Raw genomic sequence first — 23,312 nt, 5'->3', positions numbered from 1 at the left:
CTACCAAATAATAAAAATTTATAAAATATATCTTCTATCTAATTGATGTACTTTCATCATCGTAACGCTCGTCAAAGAGCACTACATTTTTCAACGATTCATTACCCGCTTCTTCCAGAATAACCTTCATGTCTCCATAAACAGTGTCGATTAACCCGTTGAGTTCATATATTTTTTCATTACTTTCAACGACAATGCCAACATTCGATAGCGCACCGTTAACTTCTTCATAATAGATAGCATACCCAGCATCTATTGTATTGAACTGCAGTTCTTTTCTGTTCGAAGCATTGCTATGATAAACAAAAGATCCACCAATATCTTGGTAATCATCGCCATAGACAGGTTCTCTATTGAAAGCAAATTCGATTTCTCCCTGCGGATTAGTTTGCATATAATAAAGAAAATCGTGGCTTTTAAAGAGTACAACGTTGCTTCCATTCTCCAGATCAAAAGAAAACTGCACATTAACTTCGCTTCTATCTACATCCACATTCACCTGAAATACTTCTTCACCATCCTTGTACTCTGTTATATAACTTTCTATAAAAGGAGTGCCTCTAATCCCATAGACCTCTTCGATGCTCTGCACAATCTCAAGCTTCCCATCTTCTACCTTATAGGTATCAAAACGGTGCCAACAACAACCACTCTTAGTCATGGCATGAATAGTCTCTGTTTCTGTATCTACTCCAAAAATTCCACAATACTCTTGCGCCACGCTGGTAAAATCATTATCAAGATAAAAACCATTTGATTTATTAATATAAATCAGAAATGAAGGACCACCATAACAACTATAATAGCCATTCTTGATGGCAAAATCTTTTTCACCATCAAAATTAAAGTCTTCATAGATAATTAAACTTTGATCGCCATAGGGTCTCTGAATCACATTAGAACTAAGGCCACTTTCACTTTCATAATTAATATCTACATCGCTTATATCTGCAAAAATAACTTCCGCATTCGTTTGCTTATCTTTAATATACAGCTCACCACCTTCAACATGAACCTCAGCATAGTATCTCGATGAGAAATCATCTATTCGGATGGTTTGAGCAAAAATAACAGCAGGGAAAACCAAACTAAAAAAGAGCAGAATGCCTTTAAGTTGTTGCATATATCCATCCATCAATGTCCAACGGCCAAAGGCTGCAATCGGAAACTATCCCTAAGCACACCTACTTTATGGTTTTGCACAAACAGTTTCCCGTTGTATGCTTACCCGCGCACTGCCCTGCTGGTCTGCTACAACGCCTGATTAGCAATTTTATATCACAGATTGGGAAATTACTCATATCCAGGTAATTGGCCTGGTATCTATTTGCAGCCCTCATGGTTGATAATCACGCTGACACTCTTGCCTTGGTTCCGAAAAGGATAGCGGTATGTATATCTGGTTATATGTTACAGGGGTTGTATTCTTAGTCGTATTCGCCGCTATAGCGCTACGGCAGCGTTTTCACCACCGGCTGCGCCAGGAACTGAGCCCTGCCCGAGTGCCAGTTCCCGAACTACCCGACATAGATCATCTTAATAGCCAAACGGTACGATTTGCGACAAAGCGAGGGCGAATGCTGGAGGGTTGGTGGCTTGCCAGTACCGAAGCGCAGGGTCATGTGATATTAACGCATGGCTGGGGTGCTAATCGGAGGGCATTGCTCCCCTTGGTGCCAATGCTAGTGTCGACAGGTTGGAATGTACTGCTATTTGACGTGCGTAACCATGGCAATAGCGACGAAGATACCTTCTCTTCAATGCCACGTTTCGCTGAGGATATTGATGCGGCGATAGCCTGGTTAAACGACAGCCAAGGCAAATGTCCGATTGCGTTGATCGGTCACTCAGTGGGTGCGGCGGCAACACTTCTGGCCGCCTCTCGCCGTAATGACATCGCAGCGGTGGTGAGTCTATCCAGCTTTGCCCACCCCACCGATATGATGAAGCGTTGGTTAGTGGAAAAAGGCATTCCATTCTTCCCACTGGGTTGGTACGTACTGGGCTATGTAGAACGGATTATAGGGTATCGGTTTGATACCATCGCACCGGTTGACACCATAACACGCGTTCATTGCCCTATTCTGCTGGTGCATGGCGACAGCGATACGACCATCCCTTTGGAAGACGCTTATAAACTGGCCAGCAAAACCGATAACGCCGTGCTGCGTGTCGTAGCTGGGGGCCATGATCTGACCCCCAGCATTATTCAACATGGCGACGAGTTAGTTGCTTTTTTACAGGTCGCCAGGCGTCAACAGTGTGATTAGCGCTTTTCCACTTGATGATCTTCGCCCCTGGAAGCTCCAACGTGACAAATTCCGCCGTGGAGCGCAGGGACACGCACAGAACAAGGACAAACATCAAAAAATTGCTGTCAGCCTTTATACCCAAGCACGGCAAAATAATGGCAGGTAGTGCCGCCAATAACGAACAAATGCCAGACAAAGTGACCATATTTCAATGCTGAGTCAGTGGCAAAGAAGATCACGCCGACTGTGTAGGACAGGCCTCCTGCCACTAACAAAAATAAGCCAGTCTGAGAAATATTGGCCATCAACGGCTCAATTGCAATCACGATTGTCCAACCCATCAGCAGGTAAAGACTGGTGAACAGAATGTGGTGATGTGACTTGAGAAGGATCTTTAAGGTGATCCCGATAAAGGCGAGCCCCCAAACAATTCTCAGCAACAACCAACCCCAGGGGCCGTACAAAACACCCAGTGTTAACGGCGTGTAAGTACCGGCAATTAACAGAAAGATGCCCGAATGCTCAATCACTAGAAACACCGCCTTGTTCCTGCCTGGCGGTAACGCATGGTAGAGAGAGGATGCCATATAGAGCATCACCATGGTGGCTGCGAAGATGCTGCAGCCCACGATAAATGCAGGGTCTCCAAGCATCACGGCATGCTGGATAAGAAAGAAAGCACCAATCAGCGCCGCAATCATCCCTATGCCATGACTGACCGAGTTAGCGACCTCCTCTCGCGGTGTCTGTTCACGTCCTGCTATTGGGTTATGCCTATTCATTCATATGAGCGGTGCACCGCTTTAAAGTCAAAGTGCTGAACCTCACCTGAGTAGTATCCGGTGTAGCCAAGTTGAAGAGCCCTCATACTGTAGTCAAGGCGAAGCCGCAACGAAAGGCCTAGCTATGAATTTAAGGTGACACATCCGCCTTGTTTCAGGATGCGCTTAGTTGAAGCCGGATTTTTCGCTAACAGCGATTCCGGTCTTATTGGGCGTTGAACCAGGTTCCCGCCGCAGTTCGGGCACTGATGCTGCAAAACACTTTCTGCGCAACTTGAACAGAAAGTGCATTCAAAAGTACAGATGACCGCTTCGCTTGAATTCGGCGGCAAGTCTTTGTCGCAGCACTCACAGTTTGGTCTAAGTTCTAGCATAAAGTCTCCTTTTCTGAACCCAGCTTTTTGCCCGCCTGATCGACGGATTACTTTGTAAACTTCAGCCTCTTGATATTGCTTCAGGTAAACTGGATTGAAGATTATCGAGAGCTTTATGAACCAAATGCTCGATTGCCTCCTCTGGATTACGACGCAATGTCATTTTAGAACGTAACGTTTTACCTGACTGGACCACTCCGTCAGAAGTGCGGTTTAACTATCACGATTTCAGTCACCCACAGGACTTTTAAGTTTCTTTGCCACTGCTCAGTTTCTGCAGGTGTTAGAGACAATCGCTGACAGGCCCTTTTCAGATCGGGGATGCTCACAGACTCAGGTGGTGTTACTAGAAGCCCACGCAGAAGTACACCCTCTGGCGCTTAGCGTAGCTTCATGCGGTTAACCCGAGATGCCACTTTCATTGCAATAGACATAGCTACCATATATCTGACTAAAAATATTAATGTATATTCATTGTAGCCCATTAATTACGCTGCTTTACTGCTAAATAATGTCAGTATTATTATAGTCACATCTGAAAATATGCCAGTGTCATCTCCCTTTACCGGTGCTCCACAGGCAGCGATGCGGGCCATAAAAAATATGGGCCGAAACGCTTGCTCATCCGAAACTCGCCACCGGCCTCTTTGCCCAAATCAGTGAGATAGTGCTTTTCTTCTTTGACTTCGAGATAGCCCGCAGACGTTAATTTTTCCAGCACATCCTGGGTGCTGAGACCAAGCTTTTTCCCTAGCTTGGAAGTGCTCAATTTTTCGGAGTCTGTATCAGAGTCTTCAGCTTGGGCTACTGTCTTAGCTGGAGCTTCCTTCGAGACTTTTTCCAAGGACATGCGGACTTCATCACTGATGCGAATAATTCTCTGCGCCTCCTCATATGCTTCCCGATAAAGCTCCCCATCCTCAGCACGACTTAGCGCTACACCCATCTCGTTATTATTGACCTGGCTGAATTCGTACAGGTTGAGACTGGTTATGATGCAGGTTTCTTCGTTCAGGTAGCATTTGGCATGAAGATTTTTGCAGAAGCTGGTTCTGACGAATGATAGCTCTTTGAGCCAGTTAATTTCCTCTGGCTGTAGTTCGTTCTTACCGTAGACGATCCGAACATCAATCTTGAGGCGATTTTTATCTTCTAGCAGTTCCTTGATACGATCATTCAGCTTTAGGAAGGGACTGATAAGTACTAACCGATCAGATGCACTCTTGATCAGCTCTTCGAGGAAGTAGTTGGTTGCGCTGGTATTCAGAAACTTGGCCAAGTTTAGTGCCTCCGATTTTTGACTGTGATTAGAATGGTACTGATTCTGCATGTAAATATAATAACGCCACGCTCACTAAAAAAATGCGAGCACCGCGTATTATTTTTCTAAGTACAACAAATTCTTAGGACACTATTCTACGATTTTACTTGTCAGTAATTTAAAGCCAACCACTCCAAAAAATACAGCAAATACAGCCTCAAATGCCACTTTAGATTTTAGATATACTTGTCTAGCGAATCTGTTAGAAAAGAGCACCGCATAACCAAGAAAAATTAACAAGCTTACCGCCCCAACCACAAGGATTACCGATAGAAGCTCTATGGGCTGCGCGGTTGTGGGAACACCAATTGAGTAAAGAGCGCCGAAGAACAGAATAGCTTTTGGATTAGTAAGATGAATTAGCAAGCCCTTAAAGTAGTGTCCTCTGACTGTCACTGTTTTATTTCTAGGTAGATCTAATGGCGTTGAATTGAACGCGGAGCGCAGGGATTTAAACGCTAAATACAAAAGATAGAGCGCTCCACAATACCTCAGGATTTCAAACACCCAAACATTGGTATGCAGTACTGCTGCAAGCCCAAACGCTGCGGCAGTAGACCAAACTAAGGATCCCGTAAGAACTCCGGCAGCGAGAGACAGACCGAAGAAACGACCGTGGCTCATAGAGGTTCCGGCTATTGCAAGTGTTGCTGGCCCAGGACTAGCTATCGCCGCAAAAGCAGCGGCAACAATGAGTAAATAATTAATCTCTTCCATTTACGTCTGACTCCTCGTATTGAGTTCTAGCGCTGCACAGCTCGTGCGGCTGCGAAGCCACAATGAAGTAGCCAGCTCCGTGACTGGCATTGCTAGGTAACTTTTATAGGCCAAACACACTGACGTAAAATTCTTTCCCGTTATCGGCCATTTCGACAGTATAGGTGATTGGAATTTCGTTAGCTTGCCCTGTGTTACTAGCGATAATACTCAATTCGGCGGCGCACTCGTAGGCCCCAGTCTGTTCATTTGTATTTGTGGTTCTTATTACACCAACCTTATAGGAAAACATTTTTGCGGCTTCAGCGCCTAGTTGATTAACCATTTCACGACCTGCAATTTGTTTGATCAGGTTTGTTGTTTCTGTATCGCTACATTTAGGAACAGGGACGGGACCCAACATTATTATGCCAAACAATAAAACCAATGCCAGCAACGGAAAACCTACCGCTCCCACTGGCTTTGAAAACATGCTGGGCCAGCCGCCCCACATGCTTTCACCATACATTACTTTTCGAAAGTAATCATAATTGGCTAGCTGAGCACAAATAACAGATGATGGAATCCAATAAGCAACAGCGGGAAACTCAAACCCAAGAATGAATTCCAAAAGCGTTAACAAAGTAGCCAGCACCCATGTTACACCTAGGATTACGGCGCCTTTTGCCCACATTTTTTTGCTAAAATAATAAAGAGAGCCAAACAGAAACGCTAATATATTGAAAGAAATCTTATTTCTCTCTCTGAAACGAAGCCCTTTGTATTCAGCAGAGCTCATAGCTCTGTACAGAAAATGCTCACCCGCTCCAATTTTTTGGAAGATATCGAACTTCACCTTCCAAGCTTCGCTCACACTTGGTGTGCTGCTTTCGGTAGATAGTGTTTCACTCATTTTGGCTCTCCATTCATTTCGTTGCTGCTCCCGTGGTATGTCTATAAGTGGCGCTAGATGCGCTTAATACCGCTCAGCATGCGCGGTTTTGTATTTTCAACTGAATTTCCCAAGCAAACATCTTGTGATGTGGCTAATCATGGAGTAATCCCAAGGCCATGGGTTTAGGATGATGCCCCTACTCAAATTCCACCTCCGTTTCGGCATAGCTGGCTAGCCATCGAACTCATCCTCTTCTGAAAACAGATATTTAAGGATTCGATCCGGCCTGTTTAAGAACTCCTTGGTGACCAGGTAGTGATCTGTTTCGTGATAAGCAACTTCCCGAATGCCGTCTTCCTCAAACTGATACAGGGTGGCACCCGGATAGGCTAGTAGAATCGGTGAGTGGGTGGCAATCAAAAATTGGGCGTGTCGAGGAACTTCAAGCTCATGAATGATTTTTAAGAACGCCAGCTGTCTTTGTGGTGATAAAGCGGCCTCCGGTTCATCAAGGATATATAGCCCGTGTTCAAATCGATGCTGAAATAACGCCAGGAACGACTCGCCATGAGACTGATGATGAAGCGATTTGCCGCCATAAGCCAAGAAGTTGGAAACACTATCGAGGTAAGAAGCAAAATTGTAGAAGCTTTCCGCACGCATAAAAAAACCTTCCGTCACTTTAGGCATCCACGAGAGGCGCAGTGCCTGCGCTAACTCTGAACGATCTTCTCTCGCTTCCCGATAATGGTCTCGGTTCCCACCTTCTGGATTAAAACCACAGATTTCGGCAAGCGCTTCGAGAAGGGTAGATTTTCCGCTGCCATTCTCTCCAACCAAGAATGTCACTGGAGTTGGTAGCTCAAGATCAATTCCATGACGAAATGCTGGGATGTTAAAAGGGAAATCGCCACCGTTCATACGCTCGGAGTTGCTACGTATACTGCGTAAATAGGGTGCACCTAAACGGGAAGAACCCTTTTGTGAAGTGTTTCGAGACGTCATTGCAAGCCCTGTACAGCTGTGCATTGTTAAGGTCAGAAAATTGTATCCGCAATGGCGTACATTTTCCAACCATCGACGGTCATCGTCACCAAGACATTTTTAATCTACACGCTCATCCCCTTCAGGCTGGTGTCAGAAATCCGGTATAGAGTGACAACATTACCAAGAAGAAGAACGAGAACGAGAACGAACACTAAAATCATCTCAACTTGAACCTGAACTATCAGATGTAAAATTACTGTGTTTTATGAAACAAAGTGCTTTCTCGTACACTTCGGCAACCATAATAAGCTGAATATGGCTGTAGTGCAGAACTATGTGGTCAGTCTCACCCTGTATGTGAGTTTCACTGACGGATACGGTGCCATCAGAGGGCTCTGCATTTCCTTTTATCAGCGGCAGGAAGCCAATACCTCCGTCTCCGGCAATACTTCCAAGAGGAATGTCCAGATCCCAGTCTGATCTGTTTTTTATCAATCCTTTCTCCATGCTATGACCCAGGAGGCTCCCAAGTTTTTTTGACTTCATCCACCGGGCAATAGCCGCGCCTTGATGCGGCGTACCAATAGTAACCACCTTGCGAATAGTATGATCTTCACCCACAGACGCGACATAGGCGCGCGCCAGTAATCCACCCAGTGAATGGCAGACAAGAAAAATCTCATTGGCATTGATACTACTAAGGTGCGAGGACAGGTTCTCTACATTCAGCTCCAGTGATTCGGAAGTCGTCTTATAACCAAAAGAGCTAGTCGAATAGCCTTGCGCTTCAAACCAACGCGCCATGGGTCGCATCACCAAGGGGCGCATGTAAAGGCCATGTATCAAAACAATATGTGCTTGATCAGACACAGGTAAACCTCCAGAAATACTCTATAGTTATTCACATCTACCTTCGCAGATCAGGTCAGCAATAGCCGACTTGCCACCTGCTTCAGCCCTTTGTAATCCACCTTGCCACTACCGAGTTTGGGCAGCTCGTCCACGGCAACAACCTGTGCCGGAATCATTAACGGATTCACCCCCGCCTTGACCATTTTCTGGCGGATATCATCAGCGCCCTCGGTGATCAGCAGCACTACTTTTTCACCTTTTTTATCGTCCTTGATATTGGTAGCGCCAAATTCGGTGGTTTCACTGTCTACCACCCCGGCGACGGCCGCCTCCACCGCACCCAGACTGATCATCTCGCCGCCAATCTTGGCAAAGCGGGAGTAGCGGTCGACGATACTCAGGAAACCGTCGCTATCGATATGCCCTTTATCACCCGTGCAGTACCAGCGCCGACCGTCCAGTTCAACAATGGCATCATCGGTTTTCTCAGGGTCATTCAAATAACCCTGCATGACCTGCCCACCGGAAACCAGGATCAAACCATCATCGCCACCGGGCAGTGATTCCAGCGATTCTGGATCGACAATACGGAAGCAACTGCCAGGCAGTGGCATACCCACCGTACCCGGTTTGTTACCCGTCTGAACCTTCCAACTGCTCGGGTCCATGGAATCAGGCACGTTAACACTGGCCACCGGCGCGGTCTCGGTGGCACCATAGCCTTCGAAAATCGTTTTTTTGAACTTCAGCTCGAAACTGTTACGCACCTCTGGCGATAGCTTTTCGGCACCGGCGACAATCACACGCAAAGAATCCAGCATGCTCGGCACGACATTGCGGTTGCGGCTATAAAGCCGTAGGAAGGTGGCTGTACCACACAGAATACTCACCTTGTGGCGATAAATCGCCTTGCTTATATTGAGCGCATCGGTAGGGTCCGGGTGACATACCGCAGGAATCCCTTCCACCATCGGCAGCAGGCTGTTTACCGTCAGGCCGAATGAATGAAACAGCGGCAGGCAAGCCATCATGGCATCGTTTTCATCGGTGTTGAGCACATCGCTGATCTGCTTGATATTGCCCATCAGGTTGCGATGGGTCAGCACCACCCCCTTGGGTGTACCCTCACTGCCACTGGAAAACAGAATCTGCGCCGGGCTCTCCAGTGTGGTACCGCGTCCGTACAGGTAACACAACCAAGAGGCCGGCAGCAGATAGGCACTGATCAAATGCGTCAGCAAACGGGTTTTGGTCATACGTGCGCGTATATCTTCCAGGTGTACCACCCGGGTACCGGCCAGCATCGCATCCAGATCGAGCCCGCGATCCGAGAGCTTTTTGGCAAACCGCTCAGAGGTATACACGGTATCGATTCCGGCGCTGCGAATCGCCGCTTGCACTGAATCCACGCCGGCGGTGAAATTTAGATTCACGGCGGTCTGACCGTTCAGCATCACAGCCAAATTAGCCATCACTCCCGCGGCACTGGCAGGCAGTATAAGGCCCACGTTCTGCTCGCGGCAGATTTTCTTCATGCTGCGCGCCATCGCAGTTGTACCGGCGATCACCCGGGCATTGCTGTAACGCACATCACCGAGCGTATCGATCAGACTGACCGAGGTCGGGCGACGCTTGGCCTGTTTCATCCAGGCCTGCGGCAGAGGTTCCAGCATCGCGGTGTAGTCTTCCCAAGCATCCACCGACAGCTCGAACACCTTCTGCTTAAGCGCCTCGGCTTTGGTACTCAACGGCAAAGGTTTACCCAGCGCTACAATCACATTGCGCTTGAAGCCATCAGTGGTGTTCTCACGCAGCTTTTCGCTATGCGAGCGGGACAGACGGCTACCCCACAGGCCACGCAGGTAGAATGGCACGATCACCCCCTGCTCGATATCTTCCACCACTTTCTCATAACCACGGCGGAACATGCCCAAATGCCCTGTGCGACTGATAGCACCTTCCGGGAACAGGCACACGACCTCACCCTGTTTAAGGCACTGATTGACACTCGCCAGCGCATCCTGGCTGTTACCGGCACTGATCGGAATCGCACCAAAAAGCTGCAGGAAAGGTTTCAGATACCAGGTTTCATAGATGCTGCGCAACATGACGAAACGTACAGGACGCGGGCAGGCGATCTGTACCATGGCCCAGTCGATCCAACTGATATGATTACCCAGCAACAGCACGCCACCCTCTTTCGGCAGATGCTCCAGCCCCGATACGCTCACCCGGTAGCGACGTTTGAGCAGCACACCGACGAAGATGCGCACCAGCGAATGAGGCAGACAATACAGCGTGTAAGCGGCACCCACGACGGCCACAACCGCTAACAGGTAGAACAGACCGGCGCTGCTGAAACCCAACAGCGAAAACAGCACCGTCAGCCCGAGAAAGCTGATCATTACCAGATTCTGAATCCAGTTATTGCCAGCCAGCACTGTGCCCATATTCTGTTCACGTGCGGTGTATTGGATCAGTGAGTTCAGCGGCACGATAAACAGCCCACCGCACACACCGATCAACAGCAGCAGCGCCGCCAGAGAGTACAACCCACTGAACAACGGCATGACCCCCAGACAGAAGGCGATACCTATAGCGCCCAGCGGCACCAGGCCAAGTTCAATATGCGCACGGGAAGCACGGCCAGCAACAATGGAACCGATCAGAATACCGATACCGCTAACGCCCAACAGCCCCTGAATCACCAGTGTATTGGTCTCGGCCAGCGCCTCTTTGGCATAGGCCGGAAATGCCGCCAACAGCACCTGAGAGATCGCCCAGAACATCGCCAAACCAACAATAGACAACCAGATAGCCCGGTTGCCCCGAATCGCACGGAGGTTACCGCGCAAATAACCGCCCTTCACATAGGTGCTAACACTGAATGTCTTACCAGGTTCGCCCGCGTCCCGCTGAGGCAGTCGTCCAGCTAGAATCCACTCGACAACAGACAACACCACCAGCACCAGCCCCAACGGCGCAATCGCGTGCATCACCGCCGAGGTATCGCTGAAGTCCGGCTGATAGAAATGCTCGAACAGCCCGGAAAATACAATCGTACCTGCCAAAATCGACACAATGGTGGCCGCCTGCACCAACGCGTTACCCTGAGCGAGACGCTCATCGCCGAGCAATTCGCGGATATAGCCATACTTGGCCGGTGAGTAGATCGCACTCTGAATCGATAGCAGTAACGTCAACCCGAAGGATACCCAGAACCAGCCAGCCATATAACTAAGGGCAATCAGCCCCGTGCCAGCAACAACGGCCAGCGCACCGTAGCGAATTACGGTCGGCTTGGGAAAACGGTCAGAGATAAACCCGGCAGGAGAAAATAACAGGATGAACGGCAGCAGAATCAGACCGTTGATCAGTGCTGTGAGAATCACCTGCAGGTCGCCATCCCAGGTTTTGAAGATGGTGTTCTGAATAATAATCTTGTGGCCTAAATCCACAAAGGCGTTAAGAAACACCACGAGGATATAGGCAAGAAATCCTTTAACTCTGAAAAGCTGGTTCACAATCGGCGTCCTATTGCGATTTATTTGTTCCGCGCCATCCTGATCAGAATTAAGGCGAGGTACAACTTCCCTGTTAATAGTTGCGTAAAAGCCACCATAAAGTATCATATAGCGATACTTTACTCCCGAGCGGCTCAAGCGAAATAGCAGAAAACCCATGGCCAGACAGACCAAAGCACTGATCACCACACTGAAACGAGCCCTGAAAGCCCACGGCAAAACCTACGCCGATGTAGCCACAGCGCTGGACTTATCCGAAGCCAGTGTAAAACGGCTGCTATCCACAAACCAGTTATCATTGGAGCGACTGGAAGCCATTGGCCAATTGATCGGCCTGGAAATCACCGATCTGGTCAAACAGATGGAAGAGGAAACAGGCCGTATCGAGCGCCTTACCGTCGAGCAGGAGCGTGAAATCGCAGGCGATTTGACTCTGCTGCTGATCACCGTGTGCATACTCAACCGCTGGACTCTGGACGATATCCTGCAGGTCCATCAACTTGACCCGCACATCTGCACCCGGAAACTGGCGCGCCTGGACAAACTTCAGCTTATTGACCTGCTGCCCCGAAACCGGGTCAAGCTGAAGGTGGCCGCCAACTTCAACTGGATTGAAAATGGCCCGATCCAGCAGTTCTTCCAGCAGCGTATCGCCAGCGAATACTTCAATTCCCGTTTTCAGGGCGAGGATGAGAACCTGATCGTGCTGAACGGTATGCTGTCGAAATCATCCAATCAGGCGTTCCAGCGACGCATGCAACGCCTGGCGCGGGAGTTTGAAGAGTTTAACCGGGAGGATGTATCGCTGGATTTCGATACGCGCCACGGGACGACCGTGATCATTGCCATCCGCGGCTGGCGCTATGGGCTGTTCAAAACCGATGTGGATACTATGCCTGCGATTGTTAAGTAAGCTCTGAAGTTCTGAGTGTAAGCACCTCATAACCCGTCGATGTGACCGCAATAGTATGCTCCCACTGCGCGGATAATTTCTTGTCACTAGTGACAACGGTCCACCCGTCTTTCTTCAGCTTAACCTTGGCCTTACCCTGATTAATCATCGGTTCTATTGTAAACACCATCCCTTCTTGCAGGACCAGACCTCTCCCTCGCTCACCATAATGCAGAACCTGCGGCTCTTCGTGCATTTCCCGGCCAATCCCATGACCACAATACTCGCGAACAACGGAATAGCCATGCTTTTCGGCATGCCTCTGAATGGCGTAACCAATATCACCAAGTGTCGCGCCAGGCCTTACGCTCCGTATTCCTTCCCACATCGCCTCATACGTTTTATCGACCAACTGTCTAGCAATTGGAGTTACCTCACCGACCATATACATCTTGCTGGAATCTGCGATAAATCCCCCCTGCTCCAACGTAATATCGATATTGACTATATCACCAGATTTCAATTTCTGGGTGGGTGAAGGAATTCCGTGGCATACAACATGATTTACAGAGCTGTTCAGAACGTATTGATAACCATATTGCCCCTTACTGGCAGGGCGGGCATTCAATTGGTCGGTGATGTATCTCTCTGCCAAATTGTTTATATCCATCGTGGATACACCGGCCTTGACGAAATCGTCAAGATAGTCGAAAACGGTTGCAAGTAAACGTCCAGATTCCCGCATCACATTTAATTCTTCGACACTTTTGTATTTTACGTTAGCCACCGACAGCCTTCCTTATGTCAACATTGGCTCGCTTCATTTGTTCGACCATAATTTCAGAAAACGACATGTTTGGATTAGCCTCAGCAAGCATGCCAATTTTTATCCAATACTCAGCCTGTGCATTTATAGAACGAACCATAACTGCGCTTGCTTTGCGAATCTCGCAATGCAGCTCCTCATCTATTTTTACAATCCCCATAGCCCCACCTTTAGCATGCGATTCATATACAATTCATATATGAATCATATATTCCAGATAGCAGCTATGCAAGGATAAGTGCAACACAAACAGAAACACTAAGATGTTGCACTCTTAGAACCCTGAGTTTGGCTGTTTCAGAAACGCCTTTTCTTCCTCTGTCGAGTTACGCCCCAGAATTTTATTTCTATGGGGGTAACGGTCAAATCTATCGATGATTGCTTTGTGCTTGTACTCAAAATCCAAGCTGTTTTGAATGCCTAACGCTTCATACAATTTAACGGCTTCCACGTGGATTAATTTTGACTCACTGTGCATAAATGGCATATACAAAAAAGAACACTGAATATCAGATAGCTGTTTTTCTAAATTTTTTGAGATTGCAAATTGCGCTAAAGCAAGCGCCATGGGATCACAAGCAAATGAATCTGGTGTATCACGGTAGATATTGCGTGAGAACTGATCAAGAACGATAATCTCGGCGAGGCTGCCAAGCGCTGTTTTTCGCCATGAAAAAAGCTCTCCGGCCTTAGCTTGACTATGAAGATATCCAAAACGCTTTTGGATCATGGAATCAAGCCTGTCATCCTTTTGCCACCACTGCTTTGGTTCAAGTTCATTAAACCAAAAATCTATGACTTCCTGAAACATTCTGACTCTCCTTTTCTGGCCCAAACTCTAGAGCACATAACACCCGGCATTGGCGAAAAGGCCGCCCCAGCCCCAAAGGGGTAACAACAGCCGTTTATTATGTGAATTTCGGTACAGCTAAGCACCTGATTTAACCATATCTCTGATTTTTAACGCTTTTTCAAAATGATCCAATTTGTGGGTTTCAATCCACCACCGAGCAGCCTCCATGAGCACCTCCGGCTGATCGTTTTTATTTTTAAAGAATGCGTAAAACGATAGCCCGACACCCTCTCCTTTCTGGTCGATTTTTTGATCACATACATCAACAATTTTTTCTCTAAGCTCTTTCCGCAAAGCAGTATTCCTATGTCGGGTTGATCTCATAACGCCTTCGGCGCTAATGGATATTCAGGTACACAGGGTCGGCAGACTTCGCCGGCATCAGTGAGTCACTAGGACCATGGGGTCAAATCCAAGTAAAGTTTAGCGCGAAAACCCTTGGCGTTGTGCAATTGAATGTAATACCCATCATCATCTCGACTCAGTTCAGTACCCGGATTTTCACCCCAGTTATCATCTGATTCAACAAAACGTACCGTCCAGCCCTCATTATTTAACGCGACATTCAACACGATTTTATCACGGTACAAATTTTCATCCGGAATACGACGGCTAGTAGACAAGATACCATTCACCCAAAAATCCGTGCTGCGTACAGCAAGGTCAACAGTAAAAACCATGGTCTTTCTTGAAGTGATTTTCGAAGAATCAAGAAAAACACTGGCCAACACAGGGTGCCTTGGCTGTTGTAATTTCGCACGCTCTGGATGAAATATCTCGTCATACGTTCTGAAGATAGCCGACGAATGTTCAGCGCGCCGGTCGGTAAGCGCAATCGGAATCAGAAAATCGCCTCTGGGCATGATGGTACATTCGAATAGGTAGGATCCGCGGATTTTCTTATCCTTTTTGTAGTATTTGAGAATACTCGGTGGCATTGGGAGATCTTCCGGTACCATGCGAAGGATCACCCTGTAATCCCCGAACAAGAATCGCACCAGGTTTTGGTACCCCTCCTGCGAGTTAACCATCCCATAATGGCCACTATGGCTAAGATGGCAATAAACGCGCGGCGCATTTTGCACATAAGAATTTTCAATACGCACCAAACCGTCACTAGCCGTGCCCACCCCCAAGCGAGCAAGACTGTAGTCACGGGAATTGGTACCCACCAGGCAAAAAAACCGTTCAGGAGGAAAGGTTTCATTCAGATGATTAACGTTACCCTCCTGCGGTTCAAGGTCGAGAAATTTGGCAATATTTTTGCGGTTAAAGTTGCTTATATCCCACAACCCCAGCATCCTCGGCACGTTAATACCGCCGATCTCAATACCGTTGTGTGGCGTTCCATACGTGAAGACCTTATCGATACAGCGTTTTGCCAGCTTGCTGCCCACGTTAGGGTTCTGCAGCAGACAGCGGCATATCAACCCACCCATAGAATGGGCCACAAGATACACTTTGAAGTCCTTTTCGGCCTCGGCATCACCACCACAAACCCGATCCCGTACCTCTTCAATCAGTTCACTCAGCCCTTTAGCCGCTTCTAAAATATCAGGACGATGACCATCCCCAGTTTCTGGTTGCTCATAGTAACGGTATATAATTACGCTTTGTTGTGGAATACGGCCATCATTTCTCTTACCCTCGAGATACTCATCTTTATAGCCGTACTCTTTCATTAATCGAATAAGTGGGGATTCAAATATATATGGCACAAACGACCGATCATGCGATTGCCTAATTCGAGTCGAGCCTAAATTAAACCCCATGTAAGGCGTATTTACAGTATCTTCGATATCTGCATCACGCATAGCGAAGCCACGCACATAGATTATTGGATGGCGTTTTGGGTGTAATGCCATGTTTCTATCCTCTCTGATTAAGAGCCTACAGAAAACCACTTTCAAAACACCAACTCTTTCTAACAGGCTCTGATTTAACTTCTATTGATACTTTGGTTTGTTAAAAGCTCAGACTGCTTTGGATCTGTTAATAATTACTGCTAATGACTACATCAAGTACATAAACTTATTATCTAAATAGATCTTATCCACGATAAACAATGGGCTCACATCGAAAATTTCTTCAAGCCTACTTACTATCTAATCATAGTCTAGGAGAGTCCACTAAAACGGGGGAACTACAACTTGGTATTGGTTACAGCAGTAAGATTCATTGTCACTAGAACCCCAGGTTTCGGAAGCTCATTTACGCCTATCACAGTGCGAGCTGGAAGGTGATCCCCCATCATCTCAACATAGGCACGATTCATTTCCTCAAAATCCTGCATGTTTTTAAGAAAAATGTTTACGTGAAGTATATGTTCCAAATCAGACCCAATGGATTCCAGCATTACTTGGAATGACTGAAGTATTTGCTTTGCTTGTGAGTATATATCCGTACCAGCTAGCTGGCCTGTTGCTGGATTGACACCGGCGGTTCCACCGATGCTTAAGAACGGGCCGACCTTAGCAATGTGATTGTAGGGACCGATTGGCGTCGGAGTATTGGGTGGAGTGGATGTTTCTACGATATGTGCCATGCTGTTTCCTTTTTCAATGGACGCCTAACGTCAAGCCAGACTCGAACTTGGGGCGCTAACGCCAGCCATCACGCGCTTGTCGCGTGGATGGCCTTGTCAGCATCCGCTATCTCATGTTGGCTAAACACCTGAATACCATGCCGACGCAGCAACGCGGCCGTAACCCCCATACCGGGATTCAGATTACCTGAAAAGCTACCGTCATAGATGAATGAACTGCCGCAAGAAGGACTAGACTCAGCCAGTACCGCTATTTCAATGTTAAGCCTTTTGCACAGTTCCAAAGCAATCGAGGCACCTGCGATGAAATCATCGGTAACAATGTTTCCGCCTTTTTCAACAACGTCGGCTTCACCATCTAACACACTGTTTCCGCTACCTTCAAAAATTTCCGCAGGCTTCCTGGGAATGCTCATTCCGGCCTCAACTTCTGGGCAAACTGAAACAACTCGGCCTTCAGATATCCACCTCTCTATAATCTGATCCTTCACTGAAAGGCTCCCACCATCGTATCGAACACGTTTCCCTAGAAGGCAGGCACTCATTAATACTTTTCTCAAATTACCAGGCCCCAGCATTGTGGTGCTAACGAGCCTGTCGGATTAGGCATTTTGAAATCAAAATCTCCAGCATCAACAGCTCCCTTCCTCATTCTGTTAATTGTGACCTGCTCAAATCAGATAAATACTGTCACTCATTCAAACAGACGATACTCATCAATTCAAGCTATCACAACCACCGTTTGGTGGATTATGATTTAGCTCATAACCTGACATCCATCTTGTTGATTGGCTCGGCGCAGGCACTGATGTTTTAGAGAGCAGTCTCGACAGTGTTGGTGATAGCCCTGGAAGCTTATAGTTTCTTGCTCTCCAATCACTCCCTTGAAGCGTTTCCACATGGGCTGGATGCTGGGCAGCGGCAGGTTTCCGTCAGCGGATCATAATCAAACTCAGCGGGTGTGAAGCGTTGTGCCACCTGGCCGCCCCGTTCTTTACGTCGTTGTGCCTTGGCTGTCTTGAAGGTTACGGACTCAACAAAGCGTAGATCGCGTTTACGGAACTGGTTATCCGCAATGTAGCCATTGAGATCAGCTTCATATTGGCATCACTGTGCCACCAGCCAAGGGCTGGTGGACTTATCCGACAGTCTCAACGCCGTGATTCACCGGCGCGTAGTGTCCGAGTGAAATTTCCTTGTTAGAAATTATTTTGCTATTTCTCTAGCTTTTTTGAGATATAAGAATAAGATATAAATATTATTATCAAGGCTATAATAGCAGATATTGCTCCGTATAAATTTGGAGAAGAAGTATCCTGAGCAAACTCATCTTTGACATAAAAAAATATCATCAAACAAAGTACAGCTGTTATGAAAAATATTATTGATTCAACCAATAGCACTGTTATTTTTTTAATGATCATTGATAATCCTCTCAATTAACTCATTAAATTCTGAGAGATTTTTATCATGTGTTGATATAGCTCTTAGAATTGGAGACATACTATCCCTGAATTCAACTATTAACTGCAACACCCGCTCATATTCTGTTGCAATTGCTCTTTAAATATTACGTCTGGTTGAATGAATCCCAGTATTTTCCTGGGACGCAGATTCAGCCTTACTTGAACCTTTGCAATCAGGGCTTGGGTTAAAGTCCGCAAATCCGTGCCCTTGGGTATGTATTGACGCAATAGACCATTTGCATTTTCGTTTGCGCCACGCTGATAAGACGCATAGGGATCTGCAAAGTAAACATCAGTATCCAGTTCACGAGCAATGCGTTCATGATCAGCGAATTCTAAGCCGTTGTCGGCGGTAATGCTGTGAACCAAAGCTTTAAAAGGCCGTAGCATGTCTATCGTCGCTTCAGCCACCGCATCGGCACGTTTACTAGTCACTTTCCTAACTAAGTAAAAGCGGCTTTTTCGCTCTAAAATAGTCACGATAGCCCCCGTTCCTTGCTTACCAATGACCGTGTCTATTTCCCAGTCACCATAGCGGCCTCGTTCATCAATAATTCCAGGCCTATCGTGTATGGAACGCCGACCAAGGATGCGACCTCGCTGCTTGTGAAGCCGCTTTTTATAACGTTTTAACCGATGTCTCAGGTGGGTGAACAAGCTGCCACCCTCATTAAAATCAGCCAGTACATAGTTATAGATCCACTCGTGACTGACGGTGTAACCAATCCTAGTGCAAATAGCCGATATCTGCTCAGGACTCCAGTCAAGTTCGAGCATGAACTCAACGGCATTCCTTGTGCTCTCACATATTCGCTTAGTTTTTGGCTTTAAACGGCGAATTAATGAGCGCTGTTGAGCTTTATCGGGGTCATATTGACCTGCTTCATCTGTGTTACGCAGCAACTCTCGATTGACGGTCGAAGGTGCAATGTTTAGTTTTCTTGCAATCTCTCGCTGTGAAAAATCCTGTGAGAGAAACGACGAAATCTGGTATCGTTGTCCCTCGGTCAGCTGCCGATAACTCATGTGTAGATCTCATTTTTTTTGGTCGAAAAATAAGGCTACCACATTTCGGTAGCTGGCCTCTCTCCGACCTGGCCCATCACATGAGTGTTGCGGTTATTATCTGAATTCAGGAACGTTTATTACTACTGCTGTTTTTTTCTTTGATAGCGGTATCTGCTGGAGCTGACGAGCGCATTCTCGATTTTCACAGCGATATGACTGTGCGTGAGGATGGCAGCATGAAGGTCATTGAAACGATCAAAGTGCGCTCTGAAGGAATGTCGATTAAGCGCGGCATCTATCGCACTATTCCGACCCGTTATAAGGGCACTTTTGGAAGTTACATTGAAACGCCTATACTTATTCTAAGAGTAGCCCGTGATGGGGAGAGGGAGCCTGTTCGTGTTGAAAAAAGAGGGCGGTATCTCGATTTATACATAGGCAACAGAAATCATCTGCTGAGACCTGGTGAGTATACCTATACGATCACCTACGTAATTTACCGACACCTTGGCTTCTTTGATGATTATGATGAACTCTATTGGAATGTGAGTGGTAATAAGTGGGAGTTGCCGATTGACCGCGTTAGCGCCAAGGTACACTTGCCTGAAGGTGCTGTGTCCGATGATTTTAGCGCTGAAGCTTACACTGGGCCTCTCGGTTCGAAAGATCAACACTTTCAAAGCGAAATAAATGCAACAGGGGTTTATTTTGAAACCACTCAGCGATTGGCTAAAGGCGAAGGGCTTAGTATTGTTGTGACCTGGCCGAAAGGCGTTGTTAAGCATCCAACTCCTTTGCAGCGGTTTGGTTGGTATTTAAGCGACAATAAAGATATGACAGTCCTCCTTATTGGACTATTTACGTTAGTAATATTTTATCTGCTTATGTGGCTGGCTCATGGCCGAGATCCAAAGCCGGGTGTCATTATCCCGCAGTACGACCCTCCGGCTGGTTACTCTCCAGGTGCCATTCATTATATTATGAACCAAAGTATTGATACTAAAACCTTTAGCACGGCGCTGGTTAGTTTGGCCACCAAGGGATACCTCATCTTGGTGCAAAAAAAATCCCATTACGCCGCAAGACGAACAGACAAAGCTGTTAGTAAGGATCTAGGGCCTGGTGAAATGGTTTTGTTGAAAAGCCTATACGAAGGTATACGATCAAAGACTGTGGATTTTAATCAGAAAAACCGAGTGCGGATTCAGGCCGCTATGGAAGCCAATCGACGTGCATTAAAGCAGCACTATGATAAAGAGTATTTTCGTAATAACAGACGATTTTTGCTACCAGGCATATTGATTACATTGTTTACGTTAATAGCTTTTGTGGCGGTCAATCCGCATACAGGAGTAGGTATTTTGGTTCTGTTTTTATCCGTATGGATGACATTGTTTACGTTTGCTATGGATGGGTTTATGAAAGATTTTCGCCCATTTGAAGTTGAAAAAGATTTCCATTCTATAAAGGATTTTATTGCCCTTTTACTTTTTATGTTAACTTTATTTTCCTTTGTGGTTTTTTTGATTTTTGCTTTGTTTATGAATACTTCACTGATAAATGCGGTTGCTCTGCTGCTGCTTTTATCAATACACCATGTGTTTAGTAAATTGATAAAAGCGCCAACGCTCACTGGTCGAGCTTTTTTGGATAAATTGGAAGGGTTTAAACTTTATCTTACCGTGGCGGAGCAAGATGAGTGGCAGCTCAAGCATCCTCCTGAAAAAACACCAGAGCTATTCGAACGCTTGTTTCCTTATGCCATGGCTTTGGATTTAGAACAGCCTTGGACGGATCGCTTCACTATGATATTTGCTAACATGAAAAGGCAAGGGCAGGCGTATAAATATACCGGGCTTTCCAGCCTTAGCTTGTCTCTTCCAGATGCAACACTGTCATCGGCTTTAGCTAGCTCAATTAGTCAAGCCACTGTAATCAAAAGCACTGGTTCGCGAGGCTCGAGTTCGAGTAGTTTTAGTTCAGGTAGCAGTAGCGGTTCGTCTGGTGGTGGTCGTGGCGGTGGCTGGTAATCGGTCTTGCGGCTATCTGAAATCCTAAACGAACATATTGGCCAGACAACGCTGTCAGCGTCGTTAATATAGGGTATAATTCTGCGCCTATTTTGCTTTTACAGTGACGGATACAGGAACAATCAATCATGCGCAGCCATTATTGCGGCGATCTTCGTAAAGAACATATCGGCCAGGACATTACACTTTCAGGATGGGTTCACCGTCGTCGGGATCATGGTGGCGTTATCTTTCTGGATGTCAGAGATCGTGAAGGCATCACCCAGGTGGTGTTTGACCCGGATCGTGAGGCAAGCTTTGCCCTGGCTGACAGTGTTCGTAATGAATATGTGATTGAGTTGAAAGGACTGGTTCGTGCCCGCCCCGAAGGTACCGAAAATTCGGAGATGCCAACCGGTGCGATTGAAGTACTGGGCAAAGAATTAGTGATTTTGAACAAGTCAGATACGCCACCTTTCCAGTTGGATGATCATCAGCAGGTGGGCGAAGATGTGCGTCTGCGCAATCGCTTTATTGATCTGCGCCGTCCGGAGATTCAACGGAAACTGCGTTTCCGTTCAAAAATCACCCACTATATCCGTAACTATTTGGAAGAAAATGGTTTTCTGGATATTGAAACCCCAATTCTGACGCGTGCTACACCCGAAGGTGCGCGTGACTATCTGGTGCCTAGCCGTACCCACGAAGGGCATTTTTTCGCGCTGCCGCAGTCGCCACAGCTGTTCAAACAGTTGCTGATGGTGTCAGGGTTTGACCGTTACTATCAGATTGCCAAGTGCTTTCGTGATGAAGATCTGCGTGCCGATCGTCAACCAGAATTCACTCAGATTGACATAGAAACCTCCTTTATGGACGAAGAAGGCATCATGGGGATCACTGAACAGATGATCCGCGGTCTGTTCCTGGAGCAACTGAATGTGGATCTGGGTGACTTCCCGCGCATGCCTTACTCAGAGGCGATGCAGCGCTACGGTTCCGATAAGCCGGATCTGCGTATTCCGATGGAGCTGGTCGATGTAGCCGACCTGGTAGCGGGTGTTGACTTCAAGGTCTTTGCTACCCCTGCAACGGACCCTAAAGGACGTGTGGCAGCACTGAAAGTACCTGGTGGTGCTGAACTGACGCGTAAACTGATTGATGACTATACTAAATTCGTATCTATCTACGGCGCCAAAGGCCTGGCCTGGATCAAAGTCAATGCCCTGGAAAACGGTGCTGAAGGACTGCAGTCACCGATTGTGAAATTCCTGGGCGAAGATGTAGCACTGCAGATTATGCAGCGTGTCGGCGCGCAGAATGGCGATCTGGTGTTCTTTGGTGCGGACAAAGCCAAAGTGGTGAACGAAGCCCTGGGTGCGCTGCGTATTAAAGTGGGTGAAGACTTGAACCTGCTGGAAAAAGAGTGGGCGCCACTATGGGTGGTCGACTTCCCTATGTTTGAAGAGGCTGGTAATGGTGGTCTGACCGCACTGCACCATCCCTTCACAGCGCCCAGCTGTAGCCCGGAAGAACTGATTGCTGCGCCTGAAGGCAAGCTGTCCCGTGCCTACGATATGGTACTGAATGGTACTGAATTGGGCGGTGGCTCTGTGCGTATCCATGACCAGGTCATGCAGCGGGCGGTATTTAAAGTACTCGGCATTAGCGATGAAGAAGCTGAAGAAAAGTTTGGCTTCCTGCTTAACGCCTTGCGTTACGGCGCGCCGCCACACGGTGGTTTGGCCTTTGGTCTGGATCGTTTGGTGATGTTGATGACTGGGTCGGCGTCTATTCGTGAAGTGATTGCCTTCCCGAAAACACAGAGTGCTGCCTGTCTGTTGACTGATGCACCGGGTGAAGTCAGTGCCGCACAATTACGCGAGCTGAATATCAAGTTGCGTAAGACACCCTGATGACAAGGTGAATATCACTGTCTGGCACCTGGATTGTCGTATAAGTCCCTAAAGGACATATCGCTCCAGGTCGGCAGTGAAGTGAACACTACGAAGAACGAACGGGGCTTAGCAGCC

22 protein-coding genes are annotated in these 23,312 nt (G+C 47.2%); 4 read left to right on the top strand and 18 right to left on the bottom strand.

Annotation, left to right across the window (positions count from 1 at the left end):
* Window positions 1–34 precede the first annotated feature (34 nt).
* On the bottom strand, window positions 35–1,123 hold the full coding sequence (locus tag ACN0R1_RS11500) for an XAC2610-related protein (RefSeq protein ID WP_417582945.1): 1,089 nt from the start codon (window positions 1,121–1,123) through the stop codon (window positions 35–37).
* A gap of 268 nt (window positions 1,124–1,391) precedes the next feature.
* Here ACN0R1_RS11500 and ACN0R1_RS11495 point away from each other — a divergent pair, with 268 nt between their 5' ends.
* Window positions 1,392–2,270, top strand: coding sequence for an alpha/beta hydrolase (locus tag ACN0R1_RS11495; protein WP_417582943.1), 879 nt, complete (start codon window positions 1,392–1,394; stop codon window positions 2,268–2,270).
* A gap of 107 nt (window positions 2,271–2,377) precedes the next feature.
* Here the strand turns inward: ACN0R1_RS11495 and trhA are convergent, their stop codons facing one another.
* From trhA to ACN0R1_RS11455, 8 genes are all read right to left on the bottom strand, one after another.
* Window positions 2,378–3,034 (bottom strand): PAQR family membrane homeostasis protein TrhA, encoded by a 657-nt coding sequence (gene trhA / locus ACN0R1_RS11490; RefSeq protein ID WP_417582941.1) that lies wholly within the window; start codon window positions 3,032–3,034, stop codon window positions 2,378–2,380.
* Window positions 3,035–3,156: 122 nt separating this feature from the next.
* Entirely contained in the window at window positions 3,157–3,408 is a 252-nt protein-coding gene (locus ACN0R1_RS11485) for a DUF1272 domain-containing protein (RefSeq protein ID WP_417582939.1), read from the bottom strand.
* A 562-nt stretch (window positions 3,409–3,970) separates the two neighbouring features.
* Window positions 3,971–4,687 carry a phospholipase D family protein gene (locus ACN0R1_RS11480; RefSeq protein ID WP_417582937.1) on the bottom strand — a complete coding sequence of 239 codons (717 nt, stop codon included), beginning with the start codon at window positions 4,685–4,687 and terminating at the stop codon, window positions 3,971–3,973.
* A gap of 132 nt (window positions 4,688–4,819) precedes the next feature.
* A complete protein-coding gene (locus ACN0R1_RS11475) occupies window positions 4,820–5,446 on the bottom strand; it encodes a LysE family translocator (protein ID WP_417582935.1) in 627 nt (208 codons plus the stop codon).
* A gap of 103 nt (window positions 5,447–5,549) precedes the next feature.
* A complete protein-coding gene (locus tag ACN0R1_RS11470; protein ID WP_417582933.1) occupies window positions 5,550–6,338 on the bottom strand; it encodes a DUF2628 domain-containing protein in 789 nt (262 codons plus the stop codon).
* Between the two features lie 213 nt (window positions 6,339–6,551).
* Window positions 6,552–7,241, bottom strand: coding sequence for an AAA family ATPase (locus ACN0R1_RS11465; RefSeq protein ID WP_417582930.1), 690 nt, complete (start codon window positions 7,239–7,241; stop codon window positions 6,552–6,554).
* A gap of 288 nt (window positions 7,242–7,529) precedes the next feature.
* The gene (locus ACN0R1_RS11460; protein WP_417582928.1) at window positions 7,530–8,177 is read right to left on the bottom strand and encodes a lipase family alpha/beta hydrolase; all 648 of its coding nucleotides are present in this window, start codon (window positions 8,175–8,177) and stop codon (window positions 7,530–7,532) included.
* A gap of 50 nt (window positions 8,178–8,227) precedes the next feature.
* Window positions 8,228–11,683 (bottom strand): acyl-[ACP]--phospholipid O-acyltransferase, encoded by a 3,456-nt coding sequence (locus ACN0R1_RS11455; RefSeq protein ID WP_417582926.1) that lies wholly within the window; start codon window positions 11,681–11,683, stop codon window positions 8,228–8,230.
* Between the two features lie 157 nt (window positions 11,684–11,840).
* Between ACN0R1_RS11455 and ACN0R1_RS11450 the strand changes: the two genes are divergently transcribed.
* The gene (locus ACN0R1_RS11450; RefSeq protein WP_417582924.1) at window positions 11,841–12,596 is read left to right on the top strand and encodes a helix-turn-helix domain-containing protein; all 756 of its coding nucleotides are present in this window, start codon (window positions 11,841–11,843) and stop codon (window positions 12,594–12,596) included.
* On the opposite strand, the gene map is transcribed toward ACN0R1_RS11450, so the two are convergent.
* The 9 genes from map to ACN0R1_RS11405 form a co-directional block, all read right to left on the bottom strand.
* Window positions 12,589–13,362, bottom strand: a complete 774-nt coding sequence (map, locus tag ACN0R1_RS11445) for a type I methionyl aminopeptidase (RefSeq protein WP_151055211.1) — start codon at window positions 13,360–13,362, stop codon at window positions 12,589–12,591. The genes ACN0R1_RS11450 and map overlap by 8 nt on opposite strands.
* Window positions 13,355–13,561: a ParD-like family protein gene (locus ACN0R1_RS11440; protein WP_151059054.1), complete on the bottom strand. Its 207-nt coding sequence runs from the start codon at window positions 13,559–13,561 to the stop codon at window positions 13,355–13,357. The genes map and ACN0R1_RS11440 overlap by 8 nt, the downstream gene beginning before the upstream one ends.
* Before the next feature lie 114 nt (window positions 13,562–13,675).
* Window positions 13,676–14,212 (bottom strand): DUF924 family protein, encoded by a 537-nt coding sequence (locus ACN0R1_RS11435; RefSeq protein WP_417582922.1) that lies wholly within the window; start codon window positions 14,210–14,212, stop codon window positions 13,676–13,678.
* Between the two features lie 117 nt (window positions 14,213–14,329).
* Complete coding sequence (locus ACN0R1_RS11430) at window positions 14,330–14,548, bottom strand: DUF6500 family protein (protein WP_417582920.1); 219 nt, start codon at window positions 14,546–14,548, stop codon at window positions 14,330–14,332.
* 98 nt (window positions 14,549–14,646) lie between these two features.
* Window positions 14,647–16,119, bottom strand: coding sequence for an esterase/lipase family protein (locus tag ACN0R1_RS11425; RefSeq protein WP_417582918.1), 1,473 nt, complete (start codon window positions 16,117–16,119; stop codon window positions 14,647–14,649).
* Between the two features lie 278 nt (window positions 16,120–16,397).
* A complete protein-coding gene (locus tag ACN0R1_RS11420; protein WP_417582916.1) occupies window positions 16,398–16,799 on the bottom strand; it encodes a RidA family protein in 402 nt (133 codons plus the stop codon).
* Window positions 16,800–16,867: 68 nt separating this feature from the next.
* Entirely contained in the window at window positions 16,868–17,344 is a 477-nt protein-coding gene (locus ACN0R1_RS11415) for a DUF523 domain-containing protein (protein WP_417582914.1), read from the bottom strand.
* A 669-nt stretch (window positions 17,345–18,013) separates the two neighbouring features.
* A complete protein-coding gene (locus ACN0R1_RS11410) occupies window positions 18,014–18,223 on the bottom strand; it encodes a hypothetical protein (RefSeq protein WP_417582912.1) in 210 nt (69 codons plus the stop codon).
* A gap of 99 nt (window positions 18,224–18,322) precedes the next feature.
* Window positions 18,323–19,291 carry an IS30 family transposase gene (locus ACN0R1_RS11405; RefSeq protein WP_417582910.1) on the bottom strand — a complete coding sequence of 323 codons (969 nt, stop codon included), beginning with the start codon at window positions 19,289–19,291 and terminating at the stop codon, window positions 18,323–18,325.
* 140 nt (window positions 19,292–19,431) lie between these two features.
* Between ACN0R1_RS11405 and ACN0R1_RS11400 the strand changes: the two genes are divergently transcribed.
* The gene (locus ACN0R1_RS11400) at window positions 19,432–21,303 is read left to right on the top strand and encodes a DUF2207 domain-containing protein (protein WP_417582908.1); all 1,872 of its coding nucleotides are present in this window, start codon (window positions 19,432–19,434) and stop codon (window positions 21,301–21,303) included.
* 128 nt (window positions 21,304–21,431) lie between these two features.
* Entirely contained in the window at window positions 21,432–23,195 is a 1,764-nt protein-coding gene (gene aspS / locus ACN0R1_RS11395) for an aspartate--tRNA ligase (protein ID WP_417582906.1), read from the top strand.
* Window positions 23,196–23,312 lie beyond the last annotated feature (117 nt).

The sequence above is a fragment of the Nitrincola sp. genome, assembly GCF_048264025.1.
Lineage (GTDB): Bacteria > Pseudomonadota > Gammaproteobacteria > Pseudomonadales > Balneatricaceae > Nitrincola.
Note: the sequence above shows the minus strand (reverse complement) of the source record. Positions and strands in the feature narration are given on the sequence as shown.